This window comes from Aminobacter sp. LjRoot7, from assembly GCF_964252895.1.
Classification (GTDB): Bacteria; Pseudomonadota; Alphaproteobacteria; order Rhizobiales; family Rhizobiaceae; genus Aminobacter; species Aminobacter aminovorans_B.
Map to the genome: position 1 here is coordinate 93,106 of NZ_CAXUPX020000010.1, position 25,809 is coordinate 118,914.

At 63.6% G+C, this 25,809-nt stretch carries 24 protein-coding genes and 2 tRNA genes; 10 read left to right on the forward strand and 16 right to left on the reverse strand.

The genetic code is table 11. From position 1 onward, the window contains the following. Window positions 1-4 precede the first annotated feature (4 nt). Window positions 5-769: a DeoR/GlpR family DNA-binding transcription regulator gene (locus ACSQ3E_RS24175; RefSeq protein ID WP_436124607.1), complete on the reverse strand. Its 765-nt coding sequence runs from the start codon at window positions 767-769 to the stop codon at window positions 5-7. Window positions 770-981: 212 nt separating this feature from the next. Here ACSQ3E_RS24175 and ACSQ3E_RS24180 point away from each other — a divergent pair, with 212 nt between their 5' ends. The 3 genes from ACSQ3E_RS24180 (at window position 982) to ACSQ3E_RS24190 (ending at window position 4,906) form a co-directional block, all read left to right on the forward strand. After that, on the forward strand, window positions 982-1,866 hold the full coding sequence (locus ACSQ3E_RS24180; protein ID WP_436124608.1) for a phosphotransferase: 885 nt from the start codon (window positions 982-984) through the stop codon (window positions 1,864-1,866). 2 nt (window positions 1,867-1,868) lie between these two features. Further along, window positions 1,869-4,310, forward strand: coding sequence for a GcvT family protein (locus ACSQ3E_RS24185; protein WP_436124609.1), 2,442 nt, complete (start codon window positions 1,869-1,871; stop codon window positions 4,308-4,310). A gap of 113 nt (window positions 4,311-4,423) precedes the next feature. Then, window positions 4,424-4,906 (forward strand): CAP domain-containing protein, encoded by a 483-nt coding sequence (locus tag ACSQ3E_RS24190; protein ID WP_436124610.1) that lies wholly within the window; start codon window positions 4,424-4,426, stop codon window positions 4,904-4,906. A 182-nt stretch (window positions 4,907-5,088) separates the two neighbouring features. Here the strand turns inward: ACSQ3E_RS24190 and ACSQ3E_RS24195 are convergent, their stop codons facing one another. From ACSQ3E_RS24195 to ACSQ3E_RS24225, 7 genes are all read right to left on the reverse strand, one after another. Continuing rightward, the gene (locus ACSQ3E_RS24195) at window positions 5,089-6,009 is read right to left on the reverse strand and encodes a DMT family transporter (RefSeq protein WP_436124611.1); all 921 of its coding nucleotides are present in this window, start codon (window positions 6,007-6,009) and stop codon (window positions 5,089-5,091) included. Between the two features lie 112 nt (window positions 6,010-6,121). Then, window positions 6,122-6,379 carry a hypothetical protein gene (locus tag ACSQ3E_RS24200; protein ID WP_310319289.1) on the reverse strand — a complete coding sequence of 86 codons (258 nt, stop codon included), beginning with the start codon at window positions 6,377-6,379 and terminating at the stop codon, window positions 6,122-6,124. Window positions 6,380-6,460: 81 nt separating this feature from the next. Then, window positions 6,461-7,753 (reverse strand): amidohydrolase family protein, encoded by a 1,293-nt coding sequence (locus ACSQ3E_RS24205; protein ID WP_436124612.1) that lies wholly within the window; start codon window positions 7,751-7,753, stop codon window positions 6,461-6,463. Further along, window positions 7,750-8,691, reverse strand: a complete 942-nt coding sequence (locus ACSQ3E_RS24210; protein ID WP_436124613.1) for an ABC transporter permease — start codon at window positions 8,689-8,691, stop codon at window positions 7,750-7,752. The genes ACSQ3E_RS24205 and ACSQ3E_RS24210 overlap by 4 nt, the downstream gene beginning before the upstream one ends. Window positions 8,692-8,693: 2 nt before the next feature. Beyond that, on the reverse strand, window positions 8,694-9,743 hold the full coding sequence (locus ACSQ3E_RS24215) for an ABC transporter permease (protein WP_436124614.1): 1,050 nt from the start codon (window positions 9,741-9,743) through the stop codon (window positions 8,694-8,696). Between the two features lie 294 nt (window positions 9,744-10,037). Further along, window positions 10,038-11,588, reverse strand: coding sequence for an ABC transporter ATP-binding protein (locus tag ACSQ3E_RS24220; RefSeq protein ID WP_436124615.1), 1,551 nt, complete (start codon window positions 11,586-11,588; stop codon window positions 10,038-10,040). Between the two features lie 136 nt (window positions 11,589-11,724). Continuing rightward, complete coding sequence (locus ACSQ3E_RS24225) at window positions 11,725-12,750, reverse strand: BMP family protein (protein ID WP_436124616.1); 1,026 nt, start codon at window positions 12,748-12,750, stop codon at window positions 11,725-11,727. A gap of 231 nt (window positions 12,751-12,981) precedes the next feature. Here ACSQ3E_RS24225 and ACSQ3E_RS24230 point away from each other — a divergent pair, with 231 nt between their 5' ends. Continuing rightward, window positions 12,982-14,736, forward strand: coding sequence for an ABC transporter ATP-binding protein (locus tag ACSQ3E_RS24230; RefSeq protein WP_436124617.1), 1,755 nt, complete (start codon window positions 12,982-12,984; stop codon window positions 14,734-14,736). Between the two features lie 73 nt (window positions 14,737-14,809). Here the strand turns inward: ACSQ3E_RS24230 and ACSQ3E_RS24235 are convergent, their stop codons facing one another. Together ACSQ3E_RS24235 and ACSQ3E_RS24240 are read right to left on the reverse strand one after the other, a co-directional pair. Continuing rightward, the gene (locus ACSQ3E_RS24235) at window positions 14,810-16,291 is read right to left on the reverse strand and encodes an aldehyde dehydrogenase family protein (protein WP_436124618.1); all 1,482 of its coding nucleotides are present in this window, start codon (window positions 16,289-16,291) and stop codon (window positions 14,810-14,812) included. A gap of 114 nt (window positions 16,292-16,405) precedes the next feature. Beyond that, window positions 16,406-17,050: a carbonic anhydrase gene (locus ACSQ3E_RS24240; protein WP_310319314.1), complete on the reverse strand. Its 645-nt coding sequence runs from the start codon at window positions 17,048-17,050 to the stop codon at window positions 16,406-16,408. Between the two features lie 233 nt (window positions 17,051-17,283). Here ACSQ3E_RS24240 and ACSQ3E_RS24245 point away from each other — a divergent pair, with 233 nt between their 5' ends. Further along, window positions 17,284-17,460, forward strand: coding sequence for a hypothetical protein (locus ACSQ3E_RS24245; protein WP_310319317.1), 177 nt, complete (start codon window positions 17,284-17,286; stop codon window positions 17,458-17,460). A 69-nt stretch (window positions 17,461-17,529) separates the two neighbouring features. Here the strand turns inward: ACSQ3E_RS24245 and ACSQ3E_RS24250 are convergent. The 3 genes from ACSQ3E_RS24250 to ACSQ3E_RS24260 form a co-directional block, all read right to left on the reverse strand. After that, a tRNA-Arg gene (locus ACSQ3E_RS24250) sits at window positions 17,530-17,606 on the reverse strand. A gap of 296 nt (window positions 17,607-17,902) precedes the next feature. Continuing rightward, window positions 17,903-17,979: transfer RNA gene (locus ACSQ3E_RS24255), tRNA-Arg, on the reverse strand. A 111-nt stretch (window positions 17,980-18,090) separates the two neighbouring features. Next, window positions 18,091-19,578 carry a HAMP domain-containing sensor histidine kinase gene (locus ACSQ3E_RS24260; protein WP_310319320.1) on the reverse strand — a complete coding sequence of 496 codons (1,488 nt, stop codon included), beginning with the start codon at window positions 19,576-19,578 and terminating at the stop codon, window positions 18,091-18,093. A gap of 355 nt (window positions 19,579-19,933) precedes the next feature. On the opposite strand from ACSQ3E_RS24260, the gene rpmH reads away from it, so the two are divergent. The 5 genes from rpmH (at window position 19,934) to yihA (ending at window position 23,948) form a co-directional block, all read left to right on the forward strand. Then, window positions 19,934-20,068 carry a 50S ribosomal protein L34 gene (rpmH, locus tag ACSQ3E_RS24265; protein ID WP_008833937.1) on the forward strand — a complete coding sequence of 45 codons (135 nt, stop codon included), beginning with the start codon at window positions 19,934-19,936 and terminating at the stop codon, window positions 20,066-20,068. Between the two features lie 16 nt (window positions 20,069-20,084). After that, on the forward strand, window positions 20,085-20,453 hold the full coding sequence (gene rnpA, locus ACSQ3E_RS24270; protein WP_436124619.1) for a ribonuclease P protein component: 369 nt from the start codon (window positions 20,085-20,087) through the stop codon (window positions 20,451-20,453). Window positions 20,454-20,462: 9 nt separating this feature from the next. Beyond that, window positions 20,463-22,283: a membrane protein insertase YidC gene (gene yidC, locus ACSQ3E_RS24275; protein ID WP_436124620.1), complete on the forward strand. Its 1,821-nt coding sequence runs from the start codon at window positions 20,463-20,465 to the stop codon at window positions 22,281-22,283. Between the two features lie 367 nt (window positions 22,284-22,650). Further along, on the forward strand, window positions 22,651-23,289 hold the full coding sequence (locus tag ACSQ3E_RS24280; protein ID WP_115733434.1) for a CatB-related O-acetyltransferase: 639 nt from the start codon (window positions 22,651-22,653) through the stop codon (window positions 23,287-23,289). After that, window positions 23,286-23,948, forward strand: coding sequence for a ribosome biogenesis GTP-binding protein YihA/YsxC (yihA, locus tag ACSQ3E_RS24285; RefSeq protein WP_436124621.1), 663 nt, complete (start codon window positions 23,286-23,288; stop codon window positions 23,946-23,948). The genes ACSQ3E_RS24280 and yihA overlap by 4 nt, the downstream gene beginning before the upstream one ends. Here yihA and ACSQ3E_RS24290 read toward each other — a convergent pair. From ACSQ3E_RS24290 to ACSQ3E_RS24300, 3 genes are all read right to left on the reverse strand, one after another. Next, a complete protein-coding gene (locus ACSQ3E_RS24290; protein WP_436124622.1) occupies window positions 23,935-24,321 on the reverse strand; it encodes an antibiotic biosynthesis monooxygenase family protein in 387 nt (128 codons plus the stop codon). The two genes, yihA and ACSQ3E_RS24290, sit on opposite strands and share 14 nt — an antisense overlap. A 92-nt stretch (window positions 24,322-24,413) precedes the next feature. Beyond that, entirely contained in the window at window positions 24,414-24,911 is a 498-nt protein-coding gene (msrB, locus tag ACSQ3E_RS24295; protein WP_436124623.1) for a peptide-methionine (R)-S-oxide reductase MsrB, read from the reverse strand. A 180-nt stretch (window positions 24,912-25,091) separates the two neighbouring features. Next, window positions 25,092-25,643: a fasciclin domain-containing protein gene (locus ACSQ3E_RS24300; RefSeq protein ID WP_436124624.1), complete on the reverse strand. Its 552-nt coding sequence runs from the start codon at window positions 25,641-25,643 to the stop codon at window positions 25,092-25,094. Window positions 25,644-25,809: the final 166 nt, after the last annotated feature.

A 25,809-nucleotide genomic window follows, 5' to 3' on the forward strand; every position in this document is an offset into this window, starting at 1 on the left:
CGGCTCAACGGCCGGCGATGGTGAGTTCAGCCCCGGCATCGGCGAGCGCCTGGGCAAGATCCTCGGACGGCTGTTTGTCGGTAACGAGTTCGGTGAAGCCCTGGAAGCCGCAGACCTGGACCAGGCCTTTGCGGCCGAACTTGCTGTGGTCGGTGACGACGACCGAGCGCTGGCCGCGCGCCAGCACGACGCGGGCGAACTCGGCTTCCTCGAGATTGTAGTCCATGACACCGTTTTCGGCATCGACGGCGCCGGCCGAGATCACTGCATGGGTGACAGCGAAGCGGCTGACGAACTCGATGGCCGAGACGCCGAAGGCCGCACCGCTGTCGCTGCGCAGCTCGCCGCCGGCCATGTAGACCTTGTTGCCGTTCACGGTGGCCAGCGTACGGGCGATGTCGGACGAATTGGTCACCACCGTCAGGCGGCGATGGCCGAGCAGTTCCCGCGCCAGGTAGCTGGTGGTGGTGCCGGTATCGAGCATGACCGACTCGCCGTCATGGATGGTGGCGGCGACGGTCTTGGCGATGGCGCGCTTGGCGTCGGCATTGTCTCGCATGCGCCGTTCGAAAGGCGCCTCGCCTACCACCGACGGCAGGCCAATGGCGCCATGCATCTTGAGGATCGAGCCGCTGTCAGCAAGCGGCTTGACGTCGCGCCGCACGGTTTCCAGCGACACGCCGAGCTTTTCGGCGAGGTCGGCGATGGTGATCGTGCCGTCGTCCTCGAGCAGGCGCAGGATTTCGCTGTGGCGCTTGGAGTGATTCATCAGGCTGTCCCGTTCGACCGGCCAGATTGGCCGTTTCTGAGATATCTTCTGACTGACTCTACCGTATTTGCGACCATCTTCAACATATTCGGTCAAAATAGCAAATAAAGCCACAGATTCGGATTGACACCGCTGCTTCCGCTGCGTGAGACTGCCCACCAACAACGTCAAGGCGCAAGGGGAACGCGCCGGACACGGCACGGAGGGGCTGGATGTCGAGCAGCGAGGACCGCATTCGCGCCCTGCCCTTGTGGAACGGGCCGCTTACGATTTCGCCGCTCAAGGGCGGCATCAGCAATGAGAGCTGGCTGGTCGAGGATCGCAACGGCCGCCATGTCGTGCGCTTCGGCAAGGACTACCCGTTCCACCACGTCTTCCGCGACCGCGAGGTGATGGTGGCGCGCGCCGCCCATGAAGCAGGCTTTGCGCCGGAGCTGCGCTATTCAGCGCCGGGCGTGATGGTGAGCGAGTTCCTCGGCGCCAAGACCTATGGTGCAGACGACGTGCGGGCCAATGCCTCCCGCATCGCCCAGTTGGTCAGGCGCTTTCACGACGAGATGCCGCGGCACGTCTCCGGCGCGGGCTTCATGTTCTGGGCCTTCCACGTCATCCGCGACTATGCCCGCACGCTGGCCGCCGGCAATAGCCGCATGACGCCGGAGCTACCGTGCTATCTCGACCTGGCCGACAGGCTGGAAAAGGCGCAAGCGCCGCTGCCGATCATCTTCAGCCACAACGATTTGCTGCCGGCCAATTTCCTCGACGACGGTTCACGGCTCTGGCTCATCGACTTCGAATATGCCGGTTTCTCGACCGCGATGTTCGATCTCGCCGGCACCGCCTCGAATGCCGGCATGACGGGGGAAGAGTCGGACGAGCTTTTGGCTACCTATTTCGGTGGCAAGCCGGATCAGGCGATCCGCCGCTCGCATGCGGCCATGCAGTGCGCCTCTCTGCTGCGCGAGGCGATGTGGAGCATGGTCTCGGAACTGCACCTGACCGCCCCGGGCAGCGACTACGTCACTTACACCGCCGAGAATCTCGCCAAGCTCGAGACAGCACTCGAAACCTACCAGAACCAGTACGGGAAACTGTAGCCATGGCCCTTCCCTCGCACGCGCAGATCGTCGTCATCGGCGGTGGCATCATCGGCTGCTCGACGGCCTATCACCTCGCACGCGACCATAAGGCCGACGTGATCCTGCTCGAACAGGGTAAGCTGACCTCGGGTTCGACCTGGCATGCGGCGGGGCTGGTGGGGCAGTTGCGCTCGTCGGCATCAATCACCCGCGTGCTGAAATACTCGGTCGAGCTCTACAAGGGGCTGGAGGCCGAGACCGGGCTTGCCACCGGCTGGAAGATGACCGGCTGCCTGCGGCTTGCCACCAACCAGGACCGCTGGACCGAATACAAGCGGCTGGCGACCACCGCCAAGAGCTTCGGCATGGACATGCAGCTGGTGTCGCCGGAGGAGGTCAAGCGCATGTGGCCGCTGATGGACACCTCTGACCTCGTTGGCGCTTCTTGGCTGCCGACCGACGGCCAGGCGAGCCCCTCCGACATCACCCAGTCGCTGGCCAAAGGCGCGCGCATGCACGGCGCCAAGCTGTTCGAGAATGTGCGGGTGACCGGCTTCGAGATGAAGGACGGTCGCATCCTGAAAGTGAAGACCGACCAGGGCGACGTTTCCTGCGACAAGGTTGTGAACTGCGCCGGCCAATGGGCGCGGCAGGTGGGCGCGATGGCGGGCATCAACGTGCCGCTGCAGCCGGTCAAGCATCAGTACATCATCACCGAGAAGTTGCCGGGGCTTGCAACCGACGCGCCGACGCTGCGCGACCCCGACCGCCGCACCTATTTCAAGGAAGAGGTCGGTGGGCTCGTCATGGGCGGCTATGAGCCGAACCCGCAGGGCTGGACGACGGGCGACGTGCCCAACGACTGGGAGTTCCGCCTGTTCGACGACGATTTCGACCATTTCGAGCAGCACATGATGCAGGCCATCGAGCGCGTGCCGGGACTTGCCGACGTCGGCGTCAAGCAGATGATCAACGGCCCCGAGAGCTTTACGCCCGACGGCAACTTCATCCTCGGCGCAGCGCCTGAATGTTCGAACATGTTCGTCGGCGCCGGCTTCAACGCCTTCGGCATCGCCTCGGGCGGCGGTGCCGGCTGGGTGCTGGCGCAGTGGGTTGTCGACGGCGAGGCGCCGCTGGACCTCTGGGTCGTCGACATCAGGCGCTTTTCGGGCCTCCACCGCGACCGGCAGTGGGTGTCGGACCGCACGCTCGAAGCCTATGGCAAACACTACACGATCGGCTATCCGCACGAGGAATATGCCAGCGGCCGGCCCTACATCGTTTCGCCGCTCTACGAACGACTGAAGGCGCACCGCGCCGTGTTCGGCTCCAAGCTCGGCTGGGAGCGGCCCAACTGGTTCGCGCCGGAGGGCATGGAGCCAAAGGACGTCTACACCATGGGCCGGCAGAACTGGTTCGAGCCGGTCGGCGACGAGCACCGGCATGTGCGCGAGGCGGTGGGCGTGTTCGACCAGTCGTCCTTCGCCAAATACGAGATGACCGGTAAAGACGCGCAGAGAGCGCTCGACTTCATCTGCGCCAACGACGTGTCGAAGCCGGCGGGACGCCTGACCTATACACAGTTGCTCAACACACGCGGCGGCATCGAGGCCGATCTCACCGTTGCCCGCCTGGCCGACGACAAGTTCTACATCGTCACCGGCACCGGCTTCCGCACCCACGACCTCGCCTGGATCAGTGACCACATCCCGACAGGCTGGGACGCGAAGCTCGTCGACGTCACCGAGCAGTTCGGCACGCTGTCGCTGATGGGGCCGAATGCGCGGAAAGTGCTCGAAGCGGTTACCTCTGCCGACGTGTCCAACGCCGCCTTCCCCTTCGGCCATGTGCGCGAGATCACGATCGCCGGCGCCACCGTGCGAACGCTGCGCGTGACCTATGTCGGCGAGCTTGGCTGGGAGCTACATGTGCCGATCGAGGCAACCGGCGAGGTGTTCGACGCGCTGATGGCGGCGGGCGCCGCACATGACATCCGCCCCATCGGCTACCGCGCGCTGGAATCACTGCGGCTGGAGAAAGGTTACCGCGCGTGGGGCTCCGACATCACGCCCAATGACACACCGTTCGAGGCCGGCCTTGGCTGGGCGGTGAAGCTCAAAAAGGAAACCGACTTCCTCGGCCGCAAAGCGCTGGAAAAGCTCGGCAACGCGCCGCTGACCAAGCGGCTCGCCTGCTTCACCGTCGACGACAAGGAGGTCGTGCTCGTCGGCCGCGAGACGATCCTGCGCGACGGCCAGCCGGTCGGCTATCTCACCAGCGGCGGCTATGGCTACACGGTCGGCAAGAACATCGGATTCGGCTATGTCAGAAACGCCGGCGGCGTCGACGATGCGTTCCTCACCGGCGGCAGCTACGAACTGGTGGTGGCCACGGAGCGGGTGCCGGCAAAAATCCATCTCGAGCCGCTGTTCGATCCAGCTGCGACGAGGGTGAAGGCATAACGCGTTCCAACTGCGACCTTAGCGCGCCCCGGCCGGGCGCGCAGCACTCGCCAAAAAGCCATGATCTGCCTTATCAAGGCTCGCAAGGACGGGCTCGAGACAAGGATAAGATCATGGCGCGACTGACAGGCATGGTTATGCGGGCGACCGCCCTTGGGTCCCTGCTGTTCTTGGTCGCCTGCCAGACCGGCTCCAACATCGCCGGCGATGGCGCCGGCGCGTCGGCCACCGGCGTCACTTATCTGCAGACGATCCGCTCCGAGCACGGCCTGCCGCCGCTGAGCCCCGACTCGACGTTGGAGCGCGCGGCACTGACGCAGGCCGCCTACATGGCGCGCAGCGGCAAGATGGAACACACCACCGGCTGGGGCAAGGATTTCGCCGCGCGCATGAAGGATGGTGGGGTCGCGGGCGCGGCGGCCGAAAACATCGCCCATGGCGGCATGGAGCCGGCCAAGCTGTTTTCGATGTGGATGAACTCCGCCGGCCACCGCCGCAACATGCTCGACCCGCGCTTCGGTAAGTTCGGCCTCGCCTATGTGCGCGAGAGCAAGGGCAGCGACAAGCGCTACTGGGCTCTGGTGCTGGGGCGGTAGGCAGCGCCTGCTTCAGCCGCTCGCACCGGCTGGTCGCGACCGTCCAGAATACCTCAAGCGGACCAGACCGATTGCGGCAAGGCTGGCGCCGTCCGGCGCCCCTTATCCGCGTGACAACTCCGGCGCGGCCCACTCAAAGAGATCACCGGGCCGGCGAACACCGCGCAGCCCCCAACACCCCGTCAGTGCACGCTGGTCGGCACCGTCTCGGGCTCGGCCTTGTCCACCACCTTCTGGCGATGGAAGATGAACAGGCCGGCGACGACGATGATCGCCGAGCCGATCAGGATCTGGGCATCCGGGTAGTCGCCGAAAAAGGCGATGCCCATGACCACGGCCCAGATCAGGAGCGTGTATTGCAGTGGCGCGAGCACCGAGGCGGGCGCGAGCTTGAGCGCGCGGGTGATCAGCAGATGCGCCGCACAGGCGACGACGCCGAGCAGCAGCATGGCCGACCAGTCGACAGCACTTGCCGGTTGCCAGTCAGAGGCCGCGAGGATACCGCCCATGATCAGCGCGCCGACCGTCTGCCAGGTGACCAGCGTCGTGTCGTTGGTGGCGCGCAGCTTGCGGCTGAGGATCAGGCTGATGGCAAAGGACATGCTGCCGACGACGGCGAACAGCGACGGCCAGGACAGCGAAGCCGTCGACGGGCGCAGCGCGATGACCACCCCGCAGAAGCCGAGCACGATGGCCAACCAGCGGCGCCAGCCGACCTTTTCGCCGAGGAAGAAATGCGACAGGGCGGCGATGTAGATCGGGCCTGCCATGTAGAAGGTCATGACGTCGGCCAGCGGCAGATAGGCGACGGCGGCATAAAAGAAGGCGGTGTCGGCAGTGGCGAGCACGACGCGCAGCACCTGCAGGCCAGGGCGCTCGACGTTGGTCAACGGGCCGAGACCCTGCCTGACGATCATCGGGCCGAGGATGATGAAGGCGCCGATCGAGCGGATGAACAGCACCTGGCCAACCGAGAAGCTGGTGACCAGCCATTTGCCCATGGCGTCGTTGAGCGCGAACATGAAGTCGCCCAGCAACATAAGCAGGATGCCCGCAAGAACCATGTTGTTCTTCGGGAGGGCTAGGGCTTGTCGAAAAGTCATGATGCCATCCGCCAGGCAACGAGCCCGGATCACGGCTATCTATGCGCTCGAAACGTCGATGGCGAGAGCAATCTGGCCTGGACCATGCGTTGCTCCGTCGCAGTACCAGCGGTTACGGCTTGGGGGCCACGACGACGGGGCGATAGACCACGACAGGGCGGTTCCAGTCGTCGAACGCCGACTTGCTCTGGCGAAACTCGGCGCGGCGGTCGAGCTCGATGCGCTGCAGGCACTCGGCGAAGGCGTCATTGCGCTTGGTGAAGCCGTAGGAGCGGCATTTGTCTTCATCGCGGGCGCGCTGTTCTTCCGACGACACGCAGCCGGCAAGCAAAGCCGCCACGAAAACCAGGAAAACCGACCTCGACAACATGACCTGCTCCTTCCGCAACGGTGCGAATCTTGAGTCCTGTTGTAGACTTTTTTGTGACTACCAGCCACGCCCCAGAATAGGTCAATTCGCCTGCGGCGGCACCACGTGACGGCGGCTGATGCTTGCCGGACGGCCCTTGATCGACAGCTTCGTGTCGCGCTTCGGGCGCTCGGCCACGACCTTGCCCTTGGCGATCACGTATAGCCGCTCGGCGCGCAGGCGTACCGCCTCGATCGGGTTGCCGGCGTCGAGCACGACGAGGCTGGCGGTCTTGCCGACCGCGAGGCCGAGATGGTCGAGCCCTAGGATCTCGGCATTGACCTTGGTGACCATGTCGAAGCAGCGGCGCATATCGGCCGGCGACGACATCTGGGCGACATGCAGGCCCATGAAGGCGACGTCGAGCATGTCGGCGGTGCCGAGCGAATACCAGGGATCGAGCACGCAATCCTGGCCCCAGCCGACACGGATGCCGGCCTTCAGCATCTCGGGCACGCGGGTCATGCCGCGGCGCTTGGGATAGGTGTCGTGACGGCCCTGCAGCATGATGTTGATGAGCGGGTTGGGGATCGCCGAGACGCCGGCTTCGGCGATCAGCGGCAGCAACTTCGAGACGTAGTAGTTGTCCATCGAGTGCATCGACGTCAGATGCGAACCGGCCACCCTGCCCTGCAGGCCGAGACGCTGGGCCTCGTAGGCCAGTTGCTCGATGTGGCGCGACAGCGGATCGTCGGTTTCATCGCAATGCAGGTCGACCATCAGGCCTCGTTCGGCCGCGATCTCGCACAGCTCGGTCACCGAGCGCTTGCCGTCGGCCATGGTGCGCTCGAAATGCGGAATGCCGCCGACGACATCGACGCCCATGTCGAGGGCGCGGATGGTGTTCTCCCGGGCCGTCGGCGAGCGATAGAGGCCATCCTGCGGGAAGGCGACGAGTTGGAGGTCGATGTAGGGCGCGATCTCCTTCTTGACCTCGAGCAGGGCTTCGACGGCGAGCAGGCGGTCGTCGCAGGTGTCGACATGGGTACGGATGGCGAGCAGGCCCATGGAAACCGCCCAGTCGCAATAAGCGAGCGCGCGTTCCTTCACCGCGTCATGCGTCAATAGCGGCTTGAGCTCGCCCCACAGCGATATGCCTTCGAGCAGCGTGCCCGAGGCGTTGATGCGCGGCAGACCGTAGGACAGGGTCGCATCCATGTGGAAATGCGGATCGACGAAAGGCTGCGAGACAAGGTTGCCCGAGGCGTCGACGACCTGACCGGCCGACGCATCGATCTTCGGCTCGATCGCGGCAATCCTGTCGCCCTTGATGCCGATGTCGGCAACGGTTCCATCGGGCAGCGTGCCACCCTTGACGATCAGGTCAAAGCTCATCTTTCGCCTTTCTGATACGGAATCATCAGCGCTTTCGGATAGGTAGCGCGGCGCGCCACCAGGATCAGGGCCAGGATCGACAGCGCGTAAGGCATCATCAGGAACACCTGGTAGGGCACGATGCCGCCCGACATCTGCTGCAGGCGGACCTGGTAGGCGTCGAAGGCGGCGAACAGGATGGCGCCGATCAGCGCCTTGCCTGGCCGCCACGAGCCGAAGACGACAAGTGCGATGCAGATCCAGCCGCGGCCATTGATCATCTCGAAGAAGAACGAGTTGAACGCCGACATGGTGAGGAAGGCACCGCCGACGGCCATCAGCGCGCTGCCAACCATCACCGCGCCCATGCGGATGGCGGTGACCGAGATGCCTTGTGCCTCGACGGCCGACGGGTTTTCGCCGGCGGCGCGGATGGCGAGGCCGACCGGCGTGCGGTAGAGCACCCAAGCAACGACCGCGACAGTGAGGAAGGCGAGATAGGTCAGCGGCGTCTGCGAAAACAGCGCCTCGCCGAGGACGGGGATCTTGGACAGGCCGGGGATCGGCAGCGGCTGGAACGGCTCGATCTTGGGCGGCGACGTCACTTCCGGTAGCGCCAAGCGATAGGTGAAATAAGTGAGGCTGGTGGCAAGCAGCGTGACACCGATGCCCACGACATGCTGCGACAGGCCGAGCGGCACGGTCAGCGTCGCATGCAGCAGGCCGAACATGGCGCCGGCAAGGGCTGCTATGGCCACGCCTGTCCACAAGTCGCCGCCGGCATAGACGGTGAACCAGCCGGCAAAGGCGCCGGCGGTCATGATGCCCTCGATGCCGAGATTGAGCACACCGGCGCGCTCGCAGATCAGTTCGCCCATGGTGGCGAAGATCAGCGGCGAAGCGATGCGGATGGCAGCGACCCAGAACGAGGCGGTGAAGAGGATTTCGAGCGCGTCCATGGTCACCTCCACCTCACCCTGAACCGCGTCAACAATATCGCCACCACCATCGTCAAGAGCGATGTGGCGACCATGACGTCGGCGATGTAGCTCGGCACCTTGGCGACACGGCTCATGGCGTCGGCGCCGACGAAGATGCCGGCGACAAAGATCGCTGAGGCAATCACTCCGAGCGGGTTGAGCATGGCCAGCATGGCGACGACGATGCCCGAGTAGCCATAGCCCGGCGACAGGTCGAGCGTCAGGTTGCCCTTGAGGCCCGACACTTCGGAGAAGCCGGCGAGTGCCGCGAGCCCGCCCGACAGCAGCGCGGTCTTCATCAGCACGCGGTTGACAGGAATGCCGACGAAGCGCGCGCCTTCCGGATTGTGGCCGACGGCGCGCATCTCGTAGCCGAGCACGGTCTTCTTCATGATGACCCAGACGACGATTGCCGAGACGATGGCGATGACGAAGCCGTAGTGCAGCCGCTTACCCTGGATGATGCGTGGCAGCTGTGCCTCGGCGATGACCTTCTGCGACTGAGGCCAACCTAGCCCCATCGGGTCCTTGAGCACGCCTTCGAGCAGCATCGACACGAACAGCAGCACGATGAAGTTGAGCAGCAGCGTGGTCACCACCTCATCGACACCGAAGCGGATCTTCAGCACGGCCGGGCCAAGCAGCAGCAACGCGCCGGCTGCCATGACGGCAACCATGATGACGGGGATGAGGATGGGCGCGGGCAAAGGCAGCGCGCCGGTGCCGAGTACGACGGTAACGATGCCTCCGACATAAAGCTGGGCCTCGGCGCCGATGTTCCAGAGCTTGGCCCGGAAGGCGACGGCAACGGCAAGGCCGGTGAAGATCAGCGGCGTCGCGCGCGTCAGCGTCTCCAGCAAGGCGAACTGCGAGCCCGCCGCGCCCTTGGCGACGAGATAGAAGACAGAGAGCGGCGAAGCGCCTGCCGCGAGCACCAGCAGCGAGGTGATGATCAGCGTGGCGACGATCGCCGCGATTGGGAACAGCAAGGTGACTGCAAGCGTCGGGGCAGGTTTCGGCTCAAGCCGCATGATGTTGCCTTCCAACGGCTTGAGATGGCTGCGAAACAGCAGATGTTTGCGGGACAGCGCCCCCCTCTGACCTGCCGGCCATCTCCCCCACAAGGGGGGAGATCAGCAGCTTCAGCGCCCACCCTTGTCCTGTGACTTTGGAAGCCCGCTGCTTGAGCGCCAGCATTAGTCCTGCAACGCCGGAGATTGGCGCGAACCACGATGACGGCCAATCTCCCCCCTTGTGGGGGAGATGTCCGGCAGGACAGAGGAGGGCAACGTCGAGCACTGCCCCAGCAGAAGCGGACATGCCCCTCACGCCGCCTGCTCCCCGCCATGGCCCGCCATCAGTTCCCCCAGTTCCCGAATGGTCCGCTCACCCCGCGCCGACGGCTCAGACAGGCTTCCCTTGGACATCACGACGATGCGGTCGGACAGCGCCAGGATTTCCTCCAGATCCTCCGAAATCAACAGCACCGCCGCGCCCCGCTCGCGCGCGGCGAGCAGCATGCGGTGGACATAGGCGACAGCGCCGACGTCGAGGCCGCGCGTCGGCTGGCTGGCGAGGATGACCGCGGGCTCGGGATCGAGTGCGCGGCCGAGGATGAGCTTCTGCATGTTACCGCCCGAAAGCAGCCGGATGCGCGCCTCGGGCGACGGGCATTTGACATCGTAGTCGGCGATGATCTCCTCGGCGAAGCGGCGCGCCGCCTTCCAGTCGAGGAAACCCATGCGGCTGAAGCGCGAGCTGCCGTAGCGCTCGGCGATGACATTCTCGGTGACGCTCATGTCGCCGATCGTGCCGACGGCGTGGCGATCCTCCGGAATGCGGGCGACACCGTGGCCAAGGGCTGCGCGCGGCGACCAATCGCCAACGGCTTGGCCGCCGATCGAGATGCGGCCGCCCGTCGGGCGCTGGGTACCTGATATGAGTGCGGCAAGTGCCGCCTGGCCGTTGCCGGAAACGCCGGCAAGACCGGTGATCTCGCCGGCACAAAGTGTCAGCGACACCTCGTCGAGGCCGGCGCCGTTGTGGCGCGCGGTCGACACACGGTCGAGCACGAGTAGCGGCCTGCCCACATTGGGCGGGTTGACCTCCGCCGGCTTGACCTCCTGCCCAACCATGAGGGCCGCCAGTTCCTTGCGGTCGGTCGACTTCGTCTCGCGTTCGCCCGCAAGGCGGCCGCCACGCAACACCAGCACGCGGTCGCTGACGGCAATCACCTCATGGAGCTTATGGGAGATGAAGATGATCGACAGGCCCTTGGCGACGAGCAGTTTCAGCGTTCGGAACAACGCGTCGGTCTCTGCCGGCGTCAGCACCGCCGTCGGCTCGTCCAGGATCAGCACATGGGCGTCGCGGTAGAGCGCCTTGAGGATTTCGACGCGCTGGCGCTCGCCGACGGAAAGCGTGGAGACAGTGGCGGCCGGGTCGACCGTCAGGCCGAAATCGGCCGACAGTTGCTCGATGCGCCGGCGCGCCGCTGTTCGGTCGAGCCGAGCCCGCCACAGGCTCTGCGTGCCGAGCGCGATGTTTTCCAGCACCGTCATGTTGTCGGCAAGGGTGAAATGCTGGTGCACCATGCCAATGCCGGCATCGAGGGCCGCGCGTGGATCGCCCGGCGGCAACGGCTTGCCGAAGGCCTCGACCGTGCCTTCGTCGGCGACGTAGTGGCCGAACAGGATGTTCATCAGCGTGGTCTTGCCGGCACCGTTTTCGCCGAGCAGCGCAATCACCTCGCCGCGCTTGAGCTCGAAAGAAATGGCGTCGTTGGCCACGAGCGGGCCGAAACGTTTGGTGATGCCGGAGAGGCGAAGGACTGGGGTGTTGGTCACGTTGATGATCGGGAGCGGTGTTGCGGACAAGGCTCCTCTCCCCGTTCACGGGGAGAGGATGGCGGCAGCCAGGTGAGGGGCAGCGCAAACCACCAAAGGTCGGCTCTGCCCCTCATCCGGCCCTTCGGGCCACCTTCTCCCCGTGAAAGGGGAGAAGGAAACAGCGCTAGCTCGACTTCGGCTCGGCGTCGTTGATCTCGACGGTGAACGAGCCGTCCTTGATCGCCTTTTCCTTCTCCGCGACCTTGGCCTTGATCTCGTCGGGCACCTTGCCCTCGAATGTGCCGAGCGGCGCCAGCGACGAGCCACCGTTCTTCATGAAGGAATAGACGCCGTAGTCGTCGGCCTTGAAGGTACCGGCCTTCACTTCCGCGATCGCCTTGTCGAGCGTCGGCTCGAAATGCCAGAGCGCCGAGGCAACCACGGTTTCAGGATAGTCTGCCTGGGTGTCGATGACGTTGCCGATGGCCAGCACCTTCTTTTCCTTGGCCGCATCCGAGACGCCGAATCGTTCGGCGTAGAGCAGGTCGGCTCCGCCATCGATCTGGGCGAAGGCGGTTTCCTTGGCCTTGGGCGGATCGAACCACGAGCCGATGAAGGCGACCTGGAACTTGGTGTCTGGGGCCACTTCCTTCACGCCCGCCATGAAGGCGTTCATCAGGCGGTTGACCTCGGGGATCGGATAGCCGCCGACCATGCCGATGTTCTTCGACTTGGTCATGGCGCCGGCAACGAGGCCGGAGAGGTAGGACGCGTCCTGGATGTAATTGTCGAAGACCGAGAAGTTCGGCACGGCGGCATCGGGCTTGAAGCTCGAGCCCATCAGGAAGGCGACGTCGGGGTAGTCCTTGGCGACCGCACGGGCGGCGTCCTCGACGCCGAAGACCTCGCCGAGGATCAGCTTATGGCCGGCCTCGCAATATTCGCGCATGACGCGCTCATAGTCGTTGTTGGCGGTGTTTTCCGAATAGACATATTCGATGTCGCCACGGTCCTTGGCGGCGTTTGCCGCCTTATGGATGCGGCTGACCCACTGCTGTTCGACCGGAACGGTGTAGACGGCCGCGACCTTGATCGGGTCGGCGGCGAAAAGACGGCCGGGCACGCCCACTGCGGCGACCGCGGCAGACGCGCCGGCGACCTTGATCAGGGTGCGTCTGGAAATGCCCGAATTGCTGGAATTGCTGTGCATACGATCCACCTCTGGCTGGTATTGGTCTTCTTTGGCGAAGGCGACTTTTTATCGTTTGGTCAACGGTATGCGAAATCGCCGACAGCGGCAATCTGGGGCACCCGACTGTCCACCGTGCCGTGGCGGCTGCGACAGTACGCCCAAAGCCAAAGATCAACGGCAGTTTCCCTTCGCTGGCAGGTGCTCTATACAGGCCGGCGCGGGAGAGTATTGCCCAAGGGACTTATTGATTTGCCTCGATTTTTTCGTCCGACGCAGAATCATCTTCTGATCTGGAGGCTGGTCAGGGAGTCATTCCGCCAGCACGCACTTGGTTATGGCATCGCCATCATTGCCATGCTGGTGACGGCCGGCATGACGGCGTCCAGCGCGCTGATCATGAAGCACATTACCGATGAGTTTGTGATCGGCAAGGACATCTATCAGGTCTACCTGATAGCTGGAGGGGTGGCGGCGATCTTCATCACCAAGGGCATCGCGACCTTCGTGCAGTCGTTTTATCTTAGCCGCGTCGGCAACGCGATCATCGCGGAGCGCCAGCGGATCATCTACGATCGCATCCTAGCGCAAGGCATTTCCTTTTATCATTCGATCCCGTCGTCGGACCTGATCACCCGCGTCACCCACAATGCCCAAGCGGCACGCGCCGTGCTCGACCTCGTCGTCACGTCTTTCGTGCGTGACCTGTTCACACTGCTCGGCCTGATCGCCGTGATGGTGTTCCAGCAACCGGTGCTGTCGCTCGTCGCCTTCGTCGTCGGACCAATCGCCATTTTGGGCATCAACATCATCCTGCGCAAAGTTCGCAAGATCATGGAGGCCGAGTTCCTGTCACTGGCCCAGATCGTGCAGGTGATGCAGGAGACGACTGTCGGGGTACGCATCGTCAAGTCCTTCAACCTTGAGCAACTGATGCGTGGCCGTATGCACAAGGCCGTGTCGGACGTCGAAAAGCGCGCCAATTCGATCGCAGCGCTCGAGGCTGGCACCAGCCCGATCATGGAAACGCTGGCTGGTCTTGCCATCGCCGGCGTCGTGCTGGCCAGCGGCTATCTGGTCATCCAGGGCGGCCAGACGCCCGGCGCTATCATGGCATTCATCACGGCTCTGCTGCTCGCCTACGAACCGGCCAAGCGTCTCGCACGCGTTCGCGTTTCTCTTGAAGCCGGCCTCATCGGCGTGCGCATGATGTACGAACTTTCCGACCGGCCGCTGACGCTTGCCGAAAGGCCCGGCGCGGAAGCATTGATCCCTGGCACCGGCAAGATCGAGCTCAAGGATGTCAGCTTCTCCTATGCCGATGGCGAGCCGGTGCTGCGCGACCTTGATCTCGTCTTCCCGCACGGCAAGATGACAGCACTTGTCGGGCCGTCCGGCAGCGGCAAGTCGACGATCATGAACCTGATCATGCGCATGTATGACCCCGACAGCGGCCAGGTGCTGTTCGACGGCCAGGACATTGCGCACGGAACGCTGCACTCGGTGCGCGACCGTATCGCCTATGTCAGCCAGGATACGTTCCTGTTCTCCGGCACGATCATGCACAACATCCGTCTTGGCCGCGAAGGCGCCAGCGACGACGAGGTGATCGAGGCCGCCAAGGCCGCCAATGCGCACGACTTCATCACGGCGCTCAAGGGTGGCTACGAAACGCAGGTCGGCGAAAACGGTGCGTTGCTGTCGGGTGGCCAGAAGCAGCGCCTGTCGATCGCCCGCGCCATCCTTCGCGACGCCAATGTTCTGCTGCTCGACGAAGCCACCAGCGCCCTCGACGCCGAGTCGGAAGCGCTGTTCCGCGAGGCGCTGGAGAAGCTCTCGCACGGGCGTACTACCATTGCCATCGCCCACCGCCTGTCGACTGTCCACCAGGCCGACAACATCGTGGTGATGCAGGACGGCAAGGCCGTCGAGCAGGGTCGCCACGCCGACCTGATCGAGGCCGACGGCCTCTATCGCAGGCTCTATGAATTCCAGTTGATGGACTGAGCAGAACAGTCGGCACTGTCTAAAACGAAGCCGCGACCCTCAGCCGGGCGCGGCTTTTCGTTTGGGCACGCTTTCAGTCGATGCGGATGAACACGCCCTTGGTGTTGAGGTATTCGTCGAGATGCTCGGAGCCGCCTTCGCGACCGTAACCGCTCATCTTGTAGCCGCCGAACGGCACCGCCGGGTCGATGGCGTGATAGGTGTTGACCCACACCGAGCCGGCCTGCAACCGCCGCGACAGCTGGTGCGCGGTGGCAAGATCGCGGGTGAAGACGCCCGCCGCCAAGCCGTAAGGCGTGTCGTTGGCGCGCCGCACCACCTCGTCGAGCGTGTCGAAGGGCAGAGCCGAAATGACCGGGCCGAAAATCTCCTCGCGCGCAATGCGCATGGTGTCGGAGACGCCGGCGAAGACAGTGGGTGCTATGAAATTTCCGGCCGCCAGCGCGCCCTGCGATAGCCTGGTGCCGCCGGCAACGAGCCGCGCGCCTTCCTCCGAGCCGGCGCGCAGATAGCCCTCGACGCGCTGCAGCTGGCGTGGCGAAATCAGCGGGCCGATTTCGGTCTCGGGATCGATGCCGTTGCCAATACGCAAACCTGCGGCATATGCCGCCAGCCGCGCCACGAACTCGTCGTGGATCGATCGCGCGACGAACAGCCTGGAGCCGGCGATGCAGACCTGGCCGGAATTGGCGAAGACCGACATGGCGGCAACCGGCACCGCGCGTTCGAGATCGGCATCGGCGCAGACGATGACCGGCGACTTGCCGCCGAGTTCGAGCGACACGCGCTTGAGGTTGCCGGCCGAGGCGCGGACGATGCTCTGGCCGGTGGCTGTTGAGCCGGTGAAGACGATCTTGTCGACGCCCGTGTGCTCGGCGAGCGGCGCGCCCGCCTCAGCACCCGTGCCGGTGACGACGTTGACGACGCCGTCAGGCACGCCTGCCTCGGCCATCAGTTCGGCGATCAAAAGCGGCGTCAGCGGCGCCTCCTCCGACGGCTTCAGCACAACGGTGCAGCCCGTGGCCAAGGCGGGACCGATCTTCCAGACGGAGGCCGCGGTCGGCGCGTTCCACGGGATGATGGCGCCGACGACCCCTATCGCCTCCTTGCGGGTGTAGGAGACGATGTCGCCTGCCAGCGAATTGTCGATGGTCTGGCCGTGCAGCGCCGTTGCCATGCCTGCGTAGTAGCGCAGCATGCCAAGGACGCGGTTGGCGTTGCCCCGCGCCCGGGCGATCGGCAGGCCCATGTCGGTGGTGTCGGAGACGCAGATCTCTTCCCAATGGCGCTCGAACAGATCGGCGATCTTCAGCAGCAGCTTCTGCCGCTCATGCGGCTTGAAACGGCTCCACGGCCCATCGAACGCATTGCGCGCGGCAGCAACGGCGCGTTCGATGTCTTTCTTGCTGGCGCGCGGCACCGTGGCGATGACCTCGCCAGTGGCGGGATTGCGCGTCTCGAACGTCTCGCCGGACGCGGCATCGACCCATGCGCCACCGATGAACATGCGGCGATGGCTGCCGTCGAGCAAATGGCGGGGCTTGGCAATCGTCATGGCTTGGCTCCTCGCCGGCGAAACCATGGGCACGGGCGCCCAAGGCTCTTGCGCAAAGCTAGGCCGGAGACGTCAGGCCATTCAAGTCTCTGGGATGGGGCCAGCCGCCAGAGGTCAGGCGATGGAGGTACGCTCGAAATCGCCGGTTTCGCGGTCCATGACCCACAGCTCGCCGGCCGAAATGTCGAACCAGGCGCCGAACAGTTCCAGCCTGCCCTTCTGCTCGAGGATCTTCACGCAAGGGAAGGTGCGCAGATTGGCGATCGAGTAGCGGATCGAGATGCGCTCGAGTGCCGTCTGGCGCTCGGTCTGCGTCATCATCGTGTTGCTGGTCACAGTTTCGGCGGCCGGCGCCACCAGACTCATCCACTTGCCGATGAAGTCGCCGGGAGAGAGCGGCGTCGAATTGGGGTCGAGTGCCGAGCGGATACCACCGCAACGGCCGTGGCCCATGACGACGATGTTCTTGACCTTCAGCGCCTGCACGGCGAATTCGAGCGCCGCCGAGGTCGAATGGAACTCGCCATCCGGCGAATAAGGCGGCACGAGGTTGGCGACATTGCGGACAACGAAGAGCTCGCCGGGGCCTGAATCGAAGATGGTTTCGGGTGCGGCGCGGGAATCGCAGCAGGCAATGACCAGGGTCTCGGGCGATTGGCCTTCACGCGCCAGGGACTTGTAACGGTCCGTCTCGGCCGCGTAGCGACCGGTCATGAAGTTGCGATAACCGGCGAGCAGAGTCTCGGGCAAGTGCGACATGAGGATCGCCTTAAACAAAAATGGCCGTCGCGGCAAATGCAAATGCGGCGGCCGTACGACGCCGCCCTGCGGCATTCTTTCCCCACCGTCAGCCGACCGGCGAGATGTGTTGTCGCTACGTCACTTGCGCTATGCTGCCGCAAGGGCAGTATGGTTGCCGCGCGCCGCCGATCATGCCGCGCCGACCGCTAACTTGCCGGCATCTGGTCGCCCCAGCCATAAGGAGAGATGTAATGCGCCTGCTCCTTTTCGCCTTCTCGATCGCCATTCTCCTTGTCGCCGGCGCCAGCGGGCCGGCGGCAATCACTCACGCCCAGGCCCAGGAGTGCACCGGCGAAAATTGCCCGCAGCCAGGCGGCCAGGACAGCGGCCGGGACTGCGAGCACAAGAAGGAAAATACGGTCAGCTGACCGGCGCGCGAACAGAGGGCCGGCGCTGTTGCAAAGGCCTTCACGGTCGATTGTAAAAGGTAAGGAGAATGGCGCGCCCGAAAGGATTCGAACCTCTGACCCCCAGATTCGTAGTCTGGTGCTCTATCCAGCTGAGCTACGGGCGCGCATTAGGCCATCAAGGAAACGGCCGGGGAAGCTCCGATCAATCGACCGCAGCGACCGGCGCTAACTAGCCGCTGACTTGGCGAATTGCAAGCCGCCCCGTTCAAACTTTTCTGGGAAAACCTGTCGGCGGCCGGTGACGCCACGATAGGCGCTGCCAAAGTTGTATCCGGTGCCAATCAGCTTCATGGACTGGCCGTCCGCGTCAGCACTGCTTGCAGTTGTCGCGGCTAATGCCACCGCCATCAGCCAACAGGCTGTCTAGCTGGCAACAATATGGCTTTGGCGATGGAGAAAATGGCGCGCCCGAAAGGATTCGAACCTCTGACCCCCAGATTCGTAGTCTGGTGCTCTATCCAGCTGAGCTACGGGCGCGCAACAGGCCGACTGAACGGCCAACACGCTGCGGTCAATCGACTGCGGCGATGGGCGCTACCTAAAGGCTGGAATTGTGAAATGCAAGCCGCCGCCGGCAAAGTTTTTTGATCAGGCCGGACGGCGCATGCCCTGACGTGCTTCGTCGAGACGAACCGGCTGGTCCGGGATGGTGACGGCGAACACGGTGCGGCCGCCGGCGCTTTCGACGAGTTCCAGCTGCCCGCCATGCGCGCGCACCAGCTCGTAGGCGATGGCGAGGCCGAGGCCGGTGCCGCCGCTGCGGGCCGAACCGCGGAAGGCGGCAAACAGGTTCTCGCGCGCCTTTTGCGGCAGGCCGGGGCCGGTATCCGCAACCAGGATGCGGCTGACGCTGCCCTCGCGCTCGGCATAGACGGTCAGGCGATTGACGATGGCGATGTCGGCGGCGCCCGCCATGGCCTGCACGGCGTTGCGGCACAGATTTGTCAGCACCCTGAACAGCTGGTCTGGATCGGCCTCGATCTCGAACTCAGTGTCGACGGCATTGAAGAATTCGATGCCCGATTCGGGCTCGAGGCCGAGCAGGCCATGAACGTCGTCGACAAGCTGGCTCAGCCGCAGGCGGCGGCGCGCCGGCGCCGGTTCCTGGGCGCGGCCGTAGGACAGCACGTTCTCTGAATAGGCAACCGCACGGTCGAGCGTTCTGAGCAGCTTCGGCGCGAAGGCCTGCACGGCCGGATCCTTGACCATGCGCAGGCGGTCGGACATCAGTTGCGCCGAGGCCAGGATATTGCGCATGTCGTGGTTGATCTTCGACACCGCGAGGCCGAGGTCGGCGAGATGCTTCTGTTCGTGCAGCATCCGCTGCAGGTGCGTCTGCATCGCCGCCAGCTCGCGCTCGGCAAGGCCAATCTCGTCGGAGCGGGCTTCGGGAGCGATGACGCCGGCGGGATTGTCCGGGGCATCGGAGAAGGCCAGCATCGAGCGCGTCATGGCGCGGATAGGCTTGATCATGATGCGGTCGATGGCGGCATAGACCAGTGCCGCAGTGAACAGCGAGATGAGCAGGGAAACGAACACGATGTAGCGTGCATTGGCGAGCATGGCGCGGTGCAGCCGGTAGTCCGGGATGACGAGTTCGAACTCCTTGGCGCTCTCGCCTACCCGGCCGTAGACACGCAGCATGCGGTTGCCGCCGAACAGCAACGTGTCGATGGCGTCGGGCATCGAGTCGAGCACGCCTTCCTTGGCGATGTCGATATGCTCGTCGACCTCGGGCGGCATGTCGGCGACGACAAGCAGGCGGGACACGCCGCCGTCGCGCACGGCGATGGCCTTGGCGCCGATCGCCGCCAGCACGTCGTTCTGGGCTGCGCGGGAAAGCGTGGTCGGGTCGCCCTGCACAAGGATCGTGGCGACGGCCGCGGCAGTGGCCAGACGCTCCTCGAGCCAGCGGATGCGGAAGCTTGCGACCGAGGGCAGGAAGAACAGCACTTCGGCGAAGAGTACGAAGGCGATGGTCAGCAGCAGCAGCTTGGCCGACAGGCCGCGCGAAAGCGGAACCGAACGGTCCGCCTGTTTTCCGGGAAATACACCGGTATCGGCTGCTTCAGTCATGCTGTTCTTTGCTGCGAGGCCAGTGCGGGAATGATGCGCTTCGGACTAAAATGAGTACGAACTGCCTTGCATCCCCTTTATGGCAAAGATAGGCGATCGCAACGCAGTTGCAAATTCCGCACTGCAAAATGTCTGGGTGGCGGCGCTGTCCCCTGTCTTCTGCTGACAGCGGGCAACAACCTTCGGTGGCGCCGGCACCGGCGGATTGACTTCGCGATACCTTCTTTCTATAAGCCCGCACACGCTCGGGACCCGCTTCCGTCGCGGTTTTTGATCGCGTCGAGGCAAGCTGAGCCAAGCTCCTGTTACAAAGTGACAGAATCAAGAAGGGCCGCACGCCGCGGTGTAAAAACAAATGAAGCGTACCTATCAGCCTTCCAAACTCGTCCGTAAGCGCCGTCATGGTTTCCGTGCTCGCATGGCAACCAAGGGTGGTCGTGGCGTCGTCGCAGCTCGCCGCAACCGCGGCCGCAAGCGGCTTTCCGCCTAAGCCATAGGCGGGAACCTTGCCCGCTGACGGCAAGCCAGAGGGGTCTGCTCCGTATGGACGCGGCCCCGAACGGCTTCTGAAAAGAAAACAGTTTCTGGCCGTCCGCCGCGGTGACAAGCGGCGCGGGCGGTTTTTTCTCGTCGAGGTTCTGGATCGCGACGACAGTGCGGGGCCGCGGGTCGGCTACACCGTCACCAAGAAGGTCGGCAATGCGGTTGTTCGCAATCGCGTGAAGCGGCGCCTCAGGGAAGCCGTTCGTACACATGCCGCAGGTGACATGGCCGCCGGCAAAGACTATGTGATCGTCGGGCGCGAAGACGTGCTCACCGCGCCCTTCGGCCAGATCACGGCCGAACTTTCTCGGCGTATTCGCGGAACGCGATAAGGGCTTTCGATGGAAAACAACCGTAACTTCTTCATCACCATCGCCTTGTCGGTGCTGATCCTGACGCTCTGGCAGGTGTTCTACATGAACCCGCGCGTCGAATCGCAGCGCGAAGCCGCGCGCATCGAGGCAGAGCGCGTGGCGCAGCAGGCCCCGGCAGCAGGCACGCCCGGCACCGCACCGGGCACCAGCGCCGGCTTGCCAGCGACGCCGCAGGCCGGTGTCCCCGGCGCGCCGACGACGCAGGTCGCCGTGGCCGACCGTGCACAGGCGCTTGCTGCCTCGGGCCGCGTCCCTGTCGACACGCCGAGCCTCAAGGGTTCGATCAACCTGACCGGCGCGCGCATCGACGACATCAGCCTCAAGCACTACCGCGTCACTGTCGAACCGAATTCGCCCGTTATTGAACTGCTGAACCCGCAGGCCCTGCCGTCGGGCTTCTATAGCGAGATCGGCTTCGTCGGCTCCGAGGCCACGGGTGCCGTGCCGGGTCCCGACACCGTCTGGACGGCCGAAGCCAACGCCACGCTGACGCCGGCAACGCCCGTCACGCTGACCTACACCAACGACAAGAACCTGACCTTCAAGCGCACCATCGCTGTCGACCAGAACTACATGTTCACGGTGACCGACACTGTCACCAACGCCGGCGCCGCCGACATCGCTGTGTCGAACTATGGCCGCCTGACCCGCTTCGACAAGCCGCTGCATGCCTCGACCTACGTTCTGCACGAAGGCCTGATCGGCGTCACCGGCACCGAAGGCCTGCAGGAGATCAAGTACTCGACCATCGAGGAAGACAAGCAGATCCTGCCTGGCAAATCGACCGACGGCTGGCTCGGCATCACCGACAAGTACTGGGCAGCGTCGCTGGTGCCTTCGGCCAAGCAGCCGTTCCAGCCACGCTTCTCCTATTTCGCGGACGGTCGCCCACGCTACCAGGCCGACTTCATGACCGACCCGATCACAGTTGCGGCCGGTCAGTCGGCTACCGTCGAGACGCTGGTTTTCGCCGGCGCCAAGGAAGTGGCCAAGATCAACGCCTATGAAGAAGACCGCCAGATCCGCCAGTTCAACCTGCTGATCGACTGGGGCTGGTTCTACTTCATCACCAAGCCGATGTTCTGGCTCATCGACACCCTCTACAAGATGCTCGGCAACTTCGGTCTGGCAATCCTCGCCACCACCGTCATCGTCAAGGCCATCTTCTTCCCGCTCGCCAACAAGTCGTACAAGTCGATGGCGAACATGAAGATGGTGCAGCCGAAGATGCTTGAGATCCGCGAGAAATACGCGGACGACAAGATGAAGCAGCAACAGGCGATGATGGAGCTGTACAAGACCGAGAAGATCAATCCGCTGGCCGGCTGCTGGCCGGTGCTGATCCAGATTCCGGTGTTCTTCGCGCTCTACAAGGTGCTCTACGTCACCATCGAAATGCGCCATGCTCCGTTCTTCGGCTGGATCCACGACCTGGCCGCGCCGGATCCGACCTCGCTGTTCAACCTGTTCGGCCTGCTGCCGTGGGGCGTGCCTGCCTTCCTGATGATCGGCGTCTGGCCACTGATCATGGGTGTCACCATGTTCCTGCAGATGCGCATGAACCCGACCCCTCCGGATCCGACCCAGGCGATGATCTTCACCTGGATGCCGATCCTGTTCACCTTCATGCTGGCGTCGTTCCCGGCGGGCCTCGTCATCTACTGGGCCTGGAACAACTCGCTGTCGATCCTGCAGCAGGGCGTGATCATGAAGCGCCAGGGCGCCAAGATCGAGCTGTGGGACAACCTGGTGGCGCTGTTCAAGAAGAAACCGACACCGGCGGAATAGCCGGACAGTCGAGACGAAACGAAAAAGCCCCGGAAAGCGCCGGGGCTTTTTTGCATTCTGAGCAATCTGAATTTTCTTCAACCGGGGGCTGAAACTTTTTTCCAAACGGCAGCGTAGCTGAGCAATGCCTCTCAAGCATCAGCCTGCGGGGTGGCGGTTTCTGACCAATCCCCCCCGGTCAGAATTGAACCGTCTCGGCAAAGGCCGGGGTTCTGCAAGCCCTTGCGGAACCCCGGTTTGCAATGTCGATCCAGCAAGCCAGTCTCCAACTACGCAAAAACCAAATCTCGAAGATCATCGTCGCCGATGTCTTCGTCGCGGATCGCGCTATACTGGTATTGACGTGCAGCAATGGGGACGAAACGCCATGCATGGACCTAACCCTGCCATCAAGCACCCGATACCGATGCACAAGCGCGTCGGCTTCCTCAAATCCCTCGTCGACGCCGAAAACATCGAGATCGGCGACTTCACCTATTACGACGATCCCGACGGGCCCGACCTGTTCCAGCAGAAATGCGTGCTGCACCACTACCCGTTCATCGGCGACAAGCTGATCATCGGCAAGTTCTGCGCCATCGCCGAAGGCGCGCGCTTCATCATGAACGGTGCCAACCACGCCATGTCCGGATTTTCGACCTATCCGTTCAATATTTTTGGCCATGGCTGGGAGGAAGGCTTCGACCTCGCCACCTGGCAGCAGGAGGTGCGCGGCGACACGGTGCTCGGCAATGACGTCTGGATCGGCATGGAAGCGGTGATCCTGCCGGGGGTCCATATCGGCCACGGCGCCATCATTGCTGCGAAATCGGTTGTCAGCAGGCACGTACCGCCTTATGCGATCGTAGCCGGCAATCCTTCCGTCGTGGTCAAGAAGCGTTTCGACGACAAGACCATCGAACGGCTTCTGACGATTGCCTGGTGGGATTGGCCGGTGGACAAGATCGGCCGCAACCTCAAGGCCATTCGCGGCTCGGATATTTCTCTGCTGGAGGCAGCGGCTTGAACGAACATACGACCAATCGCACGGTGGATGCCGAGCTCTTCAAGCGCCCCTGGGTTTTCATCCGCGGCGTGCCGTCCATGAAGTTCCTGCCGCCGGAAGGCCCGCCGGAGATCGCCTTCGCCGGCCGTTCGAATGTCGGCAAGTCGTCGCTGATCAACGCGCTGGTTCGCCACAGCGGCCTCGCCCGCACCTCGAACACACCGGGGCGCACGCAGGAGCTCAACTATTTCGTTCCGGATGGCTTTTCCGGCGAGGCAAGCGACCTGCCGCCGATGGCGCTCGTCGACATGCCCGGCTACGGCTACGCCCAGGCGCCGAAGGAACAGGTCGATGCCTGGACCAAGCTGGTGTTCGACTATCTGCGCGGCCGGGTGACGCTCAAGCGCGTCTACCTGCTGATCGATTCCCGCCACGGCATCAAGAAGAACGACGAGGAGGTGCTGACCCTGCTCGACAAGGCGGCGATCTCCTACCAGATCGTGCTGACCAAGACCGACAAGATCAAGGCCGCCGGCGTGCAGCCGCTGATCGAAGACACGCTTCTGAAAATCAAGAAGCGCGCCGCCGCCTTCCCGACCGTGCTGGCAACCTCGTCCGAGAAGAACGAAGGCCTGGACGAACTGCGCGCGGCGATCGCGTTGGTGGTCAACGGCGGCTGATTAGGGCCGCCGTCACATGCACTCTGAGGCAAACCGGCCTCAGGCCTGCTTCACCTCGTGGACGACCTGATAATAGGCCGGCGTCACGCTCTCGATCAGTGGCCCGACCTTGGCGATATGCTCGGCGAACCCTTGCGTCTGATGCACCCCCGTTGTGATCGGCGACTGAATCGAATGTGCTGATCATGATCGCCGTGTCGCCGTCGATCGCCCGGTGCAGCCGGCTGCCGCGCCATCCCGGCACATTGCCAACCGAACGGTCCAGATTGATCTTCTGCAGCGCGATGAACTCGTCGAGCTTGCCCGGCTTCAAGGTGAAGATGTTGACGAACGCCACCGGGCCGTTCTGTTCGTTCTCTGCATTCTGGCTCATCGCTGCTCTCCTTTTTCCATCCTGGATCCCGTGAGAGCGCATTCATGCAACCTCAATATATCTTGAGGTCAAGGGATATTTTCAGGAAAAGATCAGGCCGCGGCCGGCCTGAACGTCAGGGCCAGTCCGTTGATGCAATGGCGCTTGTTGGTCGGCGGCGGGCCATCGTCGAAGATGTGGCCGAAATGGCCGCCGCAGCGGCGGCAATGCACTTCGGTGCGGGTCATCAGCAGCGACGTATCGACATTGGTGCCGATCGAATTGGGCAGCGCGTCCCAGAAGCTCGGCCAGCCGGTGCCGGAATCGAACTTGGTCTCGGACGAGTAGGCAGCCAGGTCGCAGCCGGCGCAGTTGAACGTGCCCTTGCGGTGCTCATTGAGCAGCGGGCTCGACCCAGGCGGCTCGGTATCCTCCTTGCGCAGCACGGCGAATGCTGCGGGAGAAAGGATTGCCCGCCACTGGGCATCTGTCTTGGTGACTTCAAAAGTCTCGGCCAATGCAGGGGCGGCGATGGTCAATCGCCTCGAGACGACAAAGCCGGCAAGAACGGCGAACGCGGCACTGCCCAGCAGGAATGTACGGCGGTCCATGGCATTTCTCCTGGCCGACCATAGGCCGGCACCGTATCACGGCGAAATCAACAGGGCTTGAGGGTCTGGAGCCGGCGCCCGACGAACCACGCCCCGCAACGGTGACCGTTGCGGGGCGCGTTGCCGATTGCGCGAGCCTCAGGGAGCGACAGCGTCGCACAACCACGCTGCCCCCCGGGCTTACATCTTGGGCAGCAGAACCTTGTCGATGACATGGATGACGCCGTTCGACTGCTCGACATCGGCAATCGTGACATTGGCGACATTGCCATTCTCGTCGGTCACGGTGACCTTGCCGCCATCGGCCTTCAGCGTCAGTTCGCAACCACCGACGGTCTTTGCTTTGTGGGCGCCGCCATCATCCGCGACCATCTTGGTGACATCAGCTGCCATCGCCTTGGCGCCGACGACATGGCAGGTCAGGATCTTGGTCAGCTTGTCCTTGTTCTCAGGCTTGAGCAGGGTCTCGACAGTGCCGGCCGGAAGAGCCGCGAAGGCTTCATTGGTTGGTGCGAAGACGGTGAACGGGCCCTTGCCCTGCAGCGTCTCGACCAGGCCGGCCGCCTTCACGGCAGCGACGAGCGTGGTGTGGTCCTTCGAATTGACCGCGTTTTCGACGATGTTCTTGTCGGCAAACATCGCGGCACCGCCAACCATCGGGTTTTCGGCATAAGCAAAGCTGGCAAGAGCGGAAAAAGCACCGGCGAGCAAAGCGATAGAGATCTTACGCATCATGTAACTCCTTGGGTTGTTTCCCGAATTGGAAAGGCACAAGGAATTACGAGTATGAGATCATATAGTTTCACATTCTCGAGAGAAATATTTCATTTCTTTCAATCTAATCTTTTGGCAAACCTTATAGGTACGGTCACGCAGGAGAAAAGTTTCAGCCCTTCGC